Here is a 6,809-nt window from a genome sequence, read left to right as displayed (position 1 = left end):
AGGGTGTCGCGCCGCTCAGCTCGGCCAGCTGCTCGCTGATGAGCTTCTCGTGCGCCTGAACGTCCTCGCGCGCCTTGCGCGGGCTCCAGCGCCCCGCCATCAGGAAGATGAACGGGATGAAGACGGCCTCGCCGCCGACGCACACCCACCACCAGCGCTGCCATTCCTTCGGGTTCTGCGCCGCGGCCTGCTGGACCGCGGGGCCGTACTGGCTGAGCACCGCCAGTTGCGGCGCGGCCTTCTGCACCGTCAGCAGGTCCGGGATGCCGACTTGCGCCGCCGCCTGTGCTTGGAGCGCCGGCGGGACCGCGTTCGGCGGGTACTGCGAGAGCTGCGCGAACAGCTGCGGGTGCTGCTGCACGATCGCCAGTGCCGGACCGGCCTGCGCCTGCGCCGCCGCGACCTGCGCGCCGTGGTCCACCAGTGGTGTGGCGCTGGAGACGACCAGCGGCAGGATCGCCGACGAGGCCGCGACCACGATGCGGATGATCCAGCCGTACACGGCCAGCCCGGTCGCGGTCGCCGCCGGGTTGCGCCGCTCGACGGTCTCGGTGAAGCTCGCCATCCACGGCGCGTAGGTGAACCCGCCGAAGATCCCGATCCCGGCGACCAGCAGCGCGAAGGTGTAGTAGCTGGTCTGCGGCCGGGTCGCGGCCAGCGCGAACGGGATCAGCACCCCGATCGAGGCGAGCGCCCCGATCAGCATGAACGGTTTGCGCACCCTCGCCGCGTCGGACAGCAGCCCGACCACGACCAAGCTGATCGCGTTCGCCGCCCAGTACCAGTTGAGCAGCCCGGCCGTGCGCTGCACCGTGTAGCCGAAGGTGGTCACGTAGTAGACCGTGAACGAGGCCACCGCGGCGAAGTACAGCAGCAGGAACAGGCTGATCGCCAACGCCGAGCTGACGATGTCGACGCGCAGCATCTGCCGCCAGTGCCCGCGCAGCGCCGCCTCGGTGTCCAGGCCCTTGGCCCGCGCCTCGACCAGCGCGCGGTCCCGCAGCGTCACCATGATCTGGTCGCGCAACTGCGGGGAGAGCTCGCGCAGCCCGATCAGCGAGATGACGAACAGCGCCAGCCCGGCGTACCCGGCGTAGCGGAACTCGTCCTGCCAGGTCGTCGAGCCGGTGTACGTGTGGCTGGTCACCGCGGTGACCACGAGGCTGCCGACGACCGGGCCCATCGTCCAGTAGCCCATCGCCGAGGCCCGGCCGAGCTGCGGGGAGAAGTCCCGCACAAGCGCCGGCGTGGTGACCAGGATGACGCCCTCGACGAAGTTGACGATGGCGATCAGCGCCAGGTACATGCCCTTCGACGACGCGTTGGGCACCGCAAAGGCGACAAGGGCGCCGGTGATCAGCAGGCCCCAGATGGTCAGGTTCGCGCGGCCCCAGCGGTCCGCGAGCCCGGCCGCCAGCGAGGCGAATGCGCCGAGCGCCGCGCCGACGACGGACACGTACACGAAGTACGTGAAGGTCATGTTGTAGTGCGTGATGATCGCGGTCGATACCGCGTACTGGATGTAGAGCTGGTAGTAGAGGGCGATCGTCGCGAGGATGACGATCGCGAGGTATGCGTAGCGGACGGCGGTGTCAGGGTACCGGCTGAGCTGCCGGTTCCACAGCGAGTGCGGGGCGGCGGGACGTGGAGCGGGGATTCCTTCCGTTGCCGAAGCGGACATTGCTCTGCCTCCTGAGCCGAAGGAGTCGCAGTGCCGAAGCCGATGCGACCGCACAACGCTGTGCGGCGGCGTGAGCGTAGTACCGACCGGACGGTATGGCTAGAAGGCGCCGAAACCGCGGTCGCCCAACGGCACGGTAAACGCGCCAGACCGCAGCTTTTCGGACGCGGCGCTGCTTCCAGGGCTGTTTGTCCTTGGACGCTGCCTAAGTGCGTAGGGCGGTCATGAACAGTTCCGCGTAGTGCTCGGCGATTTGATCACGAGTCAGCTCGCCGTCGCGGTGGTACCAGGTGCCCAGTTGGTTGACCGAGCCGAAGAAGAAGTGCACGGCCACGTCCGCGGGCACGTCCTTGCGCAGCGCGCCCTCACGCTGGCCCTCCTCGACCAGCGCGCGGAACCGCTCGTGGTAGCGCCGCCGCTCGGCGCGCACCTGCACCCGCTGAGGGAGCGGCAGCATGTGAATCGAGCGGAACGACACGATCGCCTCGTCGATCGAGCTGAGCGTGCTCTCCACCACGTCCGCCGCCGCCGCGCGCACCCGCTGCTCGGCGGAGCCCGGCCCGTCGGCGATCGTGGTCAGCCGCTGCGTCTGGAGGCCGAGCAGCCGGTGGTAGATCTGGTAGAGCAGCTCGTCCTTGGACGCGAAGTAGTGGTACATCGCGCCCTTCGTCACGCCTGCCGCGGCCACGATCTCCTGTACCGACGTGCCTTCGAAACCCTGCTGCGCGAACAGTCGCAGCGACGCGGCGAGCAGCCGCTCCTGCACCGGCAGCCTTGCCAGGTCCGGTTCGAGCGGGGACGGCGCGACTCTGGTGGCGGTGCGCGGCATGGCGATGAACGCGTCCATCGGTTCACGATTCATGGTCACGCCCCGGTGCCCGCCTGCTTCAGAACGCCCGGCTGTCTCGGCTCGCCTGCCCGGTTCAGGTACGGCGCCAGTTCGTTGCGTGCCACCGACCGGATGTGGACCTCGTCGGGGCCGTCCGCGATGCGCAGCGTTCGCAGCGCGGCCCACATCGCGGCCAGCGGGGTGTCATCGCTGACGCCTGCGCCGCCGTGCACCTGGATCGCCCGGTCCACCACGTCCAGCGCCACGCGCGGCGCGACCACCTTGATCGCGGCGATCTCGGTGCGCGCGGCCTTGCCGCCGTGCCGGTCGATGAGCCACGCGGTCTTCAGCGTCAGCAGCCTGGCCTGCTCGATCGCCATCCGCGACTCGGCGATCCACTGTTGGATCACGCCTTGCGCGGCCACCGGGCGGCCGAATGCCACCCGGCCGGCCGCGCGCTCGCACAGCAGCTCCAGCGCCCGCTCCGCCATGCCGAGCGCGCGCATGCAGTGGTGGATCCGGCCGGGGCCGAGCCTGGCCTGCGCGATGGCGAAACCGCCGCCCTCCTCGCCGATCAGGTTCGCGGCCGGCACCCGCACCGCGTCGAAGTGGATCTCGGCGTGGCCGTGCTGGTCCTGGTACCCGAAGACCGGCAGGGCGCGCACGACCTTCACCCCAGGCGCGCCGAGCGGCACGAGCACCATCGACTGCTGCCGGTGCGCCGGGCCGTCCGGGTCGGTCTTGCCCATCACGATCAGGATCCGGCAGCGCGGGTCCATCGCCCCGGTGGTCCACCACTTGCGGCCGGTGACGACGTACTCGTCGCCGTCCCGCTCGATCCGGGTCCTGATGTTCGACGCGTCCGAGCTGGCCACCTCCGGCTCGGTCATCGCGAAACCGCTGCGGATCTCGCCGCGCAGCAGCGGGGCCAGCCAGCGCTCCTTCTGCTCGGCGGTGCCGAACAGGTGCAGCACCTCCATGTTGCCGGTGTCCGGCGCGGCGCAGTTGAGCGCCTCCGGGGCGAGCTCGATCGAGCGGCCGGTGAGCTCCGCCAGCGGCGCGTAGTCGGCGACGGACAGGCCGTGCCGCGGCTCTTCGGCGTCCGGCAGGAAGAGGTTCCACAGGCCGCGCTCGCGTGCCGCGGCCTTCAGCTGCGCCACGACCGCCGGCACGCCGTGTACGTCCCCTGCTTCAGCCAGCGCCCGGCGCTGCGCCGCGTACACCGGCTCGGCCGGATATACGTGGCTTTCCATGAAGGCGCGCAGCCGCTCCAGATACTCCTGCGCCCTCGGGCTGATCTCGAAGTCCATCGCCGTTCCCCATCCTGGTTCCAGCCGCTGCTAGCCGCTGACCTGATCCACGTTCGCGGCGGTCGCGGAGTCCGGCACGCGGTCGAGCTTGCGCACCTCCAGGGCGCCCTCGCGGTGCCGCACGCGCAGCAGCTTCTTGTCGAACTTGCCGACCGTGGTCTTGGGCACCTCGTCGATGAAGGCCCAGTACTCGGGAATCTGCCAGCGCGCGACCTTCCCGCCGAGGAACGCGGCCAGCGCCTCGGCCGTCAGCGCCTCGCCGGCCGGCCCCGGACGGCGCACCACGCAGGCCAGCGGCTGCTCGTCCCAGCGCGTGTCCGGAATCCCGACCACCGCGGTCTCCAGCACGCCGGGGTGCCCGATCAGCTGGTTCTCCAGCTCCACCGAGGAGATCCACTCGCCGCCCGACTTGATCAGGTCCTTGACGCGGTCGGTGATCTGGAAGTATCCGAGCTCGTCGATCGTGCCCAGGTCCCCGGTGCGCAGCCAGCCGTCGTGGAAGCGGTCCGGCGCCGGGTCGCGGTAGTAGGACGCGGTGATCCACGGACCGCGCACCTCGATCTCGCCGACCGCCTCGCCGTCCCAGGGCAGTTCGCGCCCGTCCTGCACGTCGGTGATCCGCATCTCCACCCCGGCGCCGACCCGGCCGGTCTTCAGCCGCCAGTCCATCTCCTCGGCGGTACCGTGCTCGATCCCGGCCGGCGGATGCGCCATGCCGCAGACCGGGCTGGTCTCGGTCATCCCCCAGCCCTGGATGATCCGCAGGCCGTACCTGCGCTCGAAGGCCTCGAACAGCGAGCGGGAGGCGGCCGCGCCGCCCGAGCTGCCCAGCCGCAGCGAGGACAGGTCGATCTCGTGGTCGGCGCCGTAGTTGAGGATCGCGGTCCACAGGGTCGGCACGCCCGAAGCGACCGTGGCCTTCTCGGTCTCGATGAACCTGACCAGCATGTCAGGGGTCAGGTACTGCCCCGGCATGTGCAGCGTACTGCCGTTGAGGAACGAGCCGTGCGGGATGCCCCACGCGTTCACGTGGAACATCGGCACGATCGTCAGGACCCTGTCGGCGTCGGTGCAGCCGGTCAGCCCGGCGGAGAGCCCGGCGAGCGCGTGCAGATAGGCCGAGCGGTGCGAGTACACCACGCCCTTCGGATCGCCGGTGGTGCCGCTGGTGTAGCACATCGCCGCCGCGGACCGCTCGTCCAGCTCAGGCCACTGATAGCCGGGCCGCTCGGCGGCGAGCAGGTCGGCGTAACGCAGCACCCTGGTTCCGGTGGGCAGCCCGTCGAGCAGGCGCAGGTCGCCGTCGCCGATCACGACGTACGTCTCGACCCCGGCCAGCCCCGGGGCGACGCGCGCCAGCACCGGCAGCAGGCTGCCGTCCACCAGCAGGACCCGGTCGCCGCCGTGGTCGATGATGTGCGCCAACTGGTCGGCGGGCAGCCGGATGTTCAGCGTGTGCAGCACGGCGCCCATGCACGGGATCGCGAAGTAGGCCTCCAGGTGTTCCTGGTGGTTCCAGGCGAACGTGCCGACCCGGTCGCCCGCGCCGACGCCGAGCCGGGCCAGCGCCGCAGCCAGCCGCTCGGCGTTGCGGGCAATCTCGGCGAACGTCGCGCGCCGCGCCGCGGTGCCGGTCCAGGTGACGCATTCGCTGCGGGGGTAGACGCGCGAACCGTGGCGCAGGATGGACGTGATGGTGAGCGGGTAGTCCTGCATCGTGCTGGCAATCATCTGCAAGCCTCTTCCGACAGCGTCGCTGCTGTTGTCCGCCTCACTGGTGTCTGCGCGGCCCCCGCGCAACCTCGGCTCGAACACGCTCTAGCCGACGTACCGACTAGTCGGTACTGTTCCACCGAGCCGTCCTGCCCGCAAGACCTGAGCGAGGCACCCGAGATGACCACCGAGCCCGCGGAACCGGACCGCCGCGCCGCCGCGCCGACCGGCCGACAGGATCCGCCCGGCCTGCCGCTTGGCCCGCTGGCGGCCTACCTGGCCGGGCACCGCCCCAGCTTCGCGGACGGCCCGCTGGCCGCCGAGCTGATCGCCGGCGGCAAGTCGAACCTGACCTACCTCGTCCACGGCCGCCGCGACGGCGGTTCCGCCACCTGGGTGTTGCGCCGTCCTCCGCTCGGCCACGTGCTGGCCACCGCGCACGACATGGCGCGCGAGTTCCGCGTGCTGTCGGCGCTCCAGCCGACCGCCGTGCCGGTACCCGAAGTGTACCTGCTCTGTCAGGACGCTGAGGTCATCGGCGCGCCGTTCTATCTCATGGAGCGGGTCGAGGGGACGGTTTACCGCAGAACGTCGCAGACCGCGCGGCTGGCCGCCGAGCGGGCGCGGGCGATGTCCTGGGCGCTGGTGGACGTGCTCGCGGATCTGCACGCGGTCGACCCGGTCGACGTCGGCCTGGCGGACTTCGGCCGCCCGCAGGGGTTTCTGGACCGGCAGGTCGCGCGCTGGGGCAAGCAGCTGGCCGCGTCGCGCAGCCGGGAGGTGCCGGGCATCGACGAGTTGCACGCGGCGCTCGGCGACGCCGTGCCGACGTCGCAGCGTGCGGTGATCGTGCACGGCGACTACCGGCTGGACAACGCGATCGTGGACGGGCACGACCGGATCGCCGCCGTGCTCGACTGGGAGATGGCCACGCTCGGCGATCCGCTCGCCGACCTCGGCCTGTTGTGCGTCTACTGGACCGAGCTCGAATCGCTGGGCAACGCCGCGCTGACCTCGGCGGTGAGCGCCGAGGCGGGGTTCCCGGGGCAGGGCGAACTGGTCGAGCGTTATGCCTCACGCAGCGGACTGGATGTGGACTCGCTGCCCTGGTACGTCGCCTTCGGATACTTCAAGCTCGCGGTCATCGCCGAGGGCATCTACTACCGCTTCCTGAGCGGCCAGACCGTGGGATCAGGCTTCGAAGGCATGGGCGACATGGTGCCCGCGCTGGTCCGGCGCGGCCAGGAAACGCTGTCCGTCGGCGGTTGAGAACACA

The 6,809-nt window shown here is 70.8% G+C and carries 5 protein-coding genes; 1 reads left to right on the top strand and 4 read right to left on the bottom strand.

Features of this window, described 5'->3' with window-relative positions; genetic code table 11:
- From VGS97_RS18165 to VGS97_RS18150, 4 genes are all read right to left on the bottom strand, one after another.
- Positions 1–1,681: MFS transporter (locus tag VGS97_RS18165; protein WP_326854761.1), on the bottom strand; the 1,681-nt coding region annotated here is incomplete at its 3' end.
- A gap of 205 nt (positions 1,682–1,886) precedes the next feature.
- On the bottom strand, positions 1,887–2,510 hold the full coding sequence (locus VGS97_RS18160; RefSeq protein WP_414641747.1) for a TetR/AcrR family transcriptional regulator: 624 nt from the start codon (positions 2,508–2,510) through the stop codon (positions 1,887–1,889).
- A 35-nt stretch (positions 2,511–2,545) separates the two neighbouring features.
- Entirely contained in the window at positions 2,546–3,820 is a 1,275-nt protein-coding gene (locus VGS97_RS18155; protein WP_326854759.1) for an acyl-CoA dehydrogenase family protein, read from the bottom strand.
- A 30-nt stretch (positions 3,821–3,850) separates the two neighbouring features.
- Positions 3,851–5,551, bottom strand: a complete 1,701-nt coding sequence (locus VGS97_RS18150; RefSeq protein ID WP_326854758.1) for a long-chain fatty acid--CoA ligase — start codon at positions 5,549–5,551, stop codon at positions 3,851–3,853.
- Positions 5,552–5,713: 162 nt separating this feature from the next.
- Between VGS97_RS18150 and VGS97_RS18145 the strand changes: the two genes are divergently transcribed.
- Complete coding sequence (locus VGS97_RS18145) at positions 5,714–6,802, top strand: phosphotransferase family protein (RefSeq protein WP_326854757.1); 1,089 nt, start codon at positions 5,714–5,716, stop codon at positions 6,800–6,802.
- Positions 6,803–6,809: the final 7 nt, after the last annotated feature.

Source organism: Actinocrinis sp. (assembly GCF_035946395.1).
Taxonomy (GTDB): Bacteria; Actinomycetota; Actinomycetes; order Streptomycetales; family Catenulisporaceae; genus Actinocrinis.
This window is presented reverse-complemented; position numbering and strand designations above follow the sequence as displayed.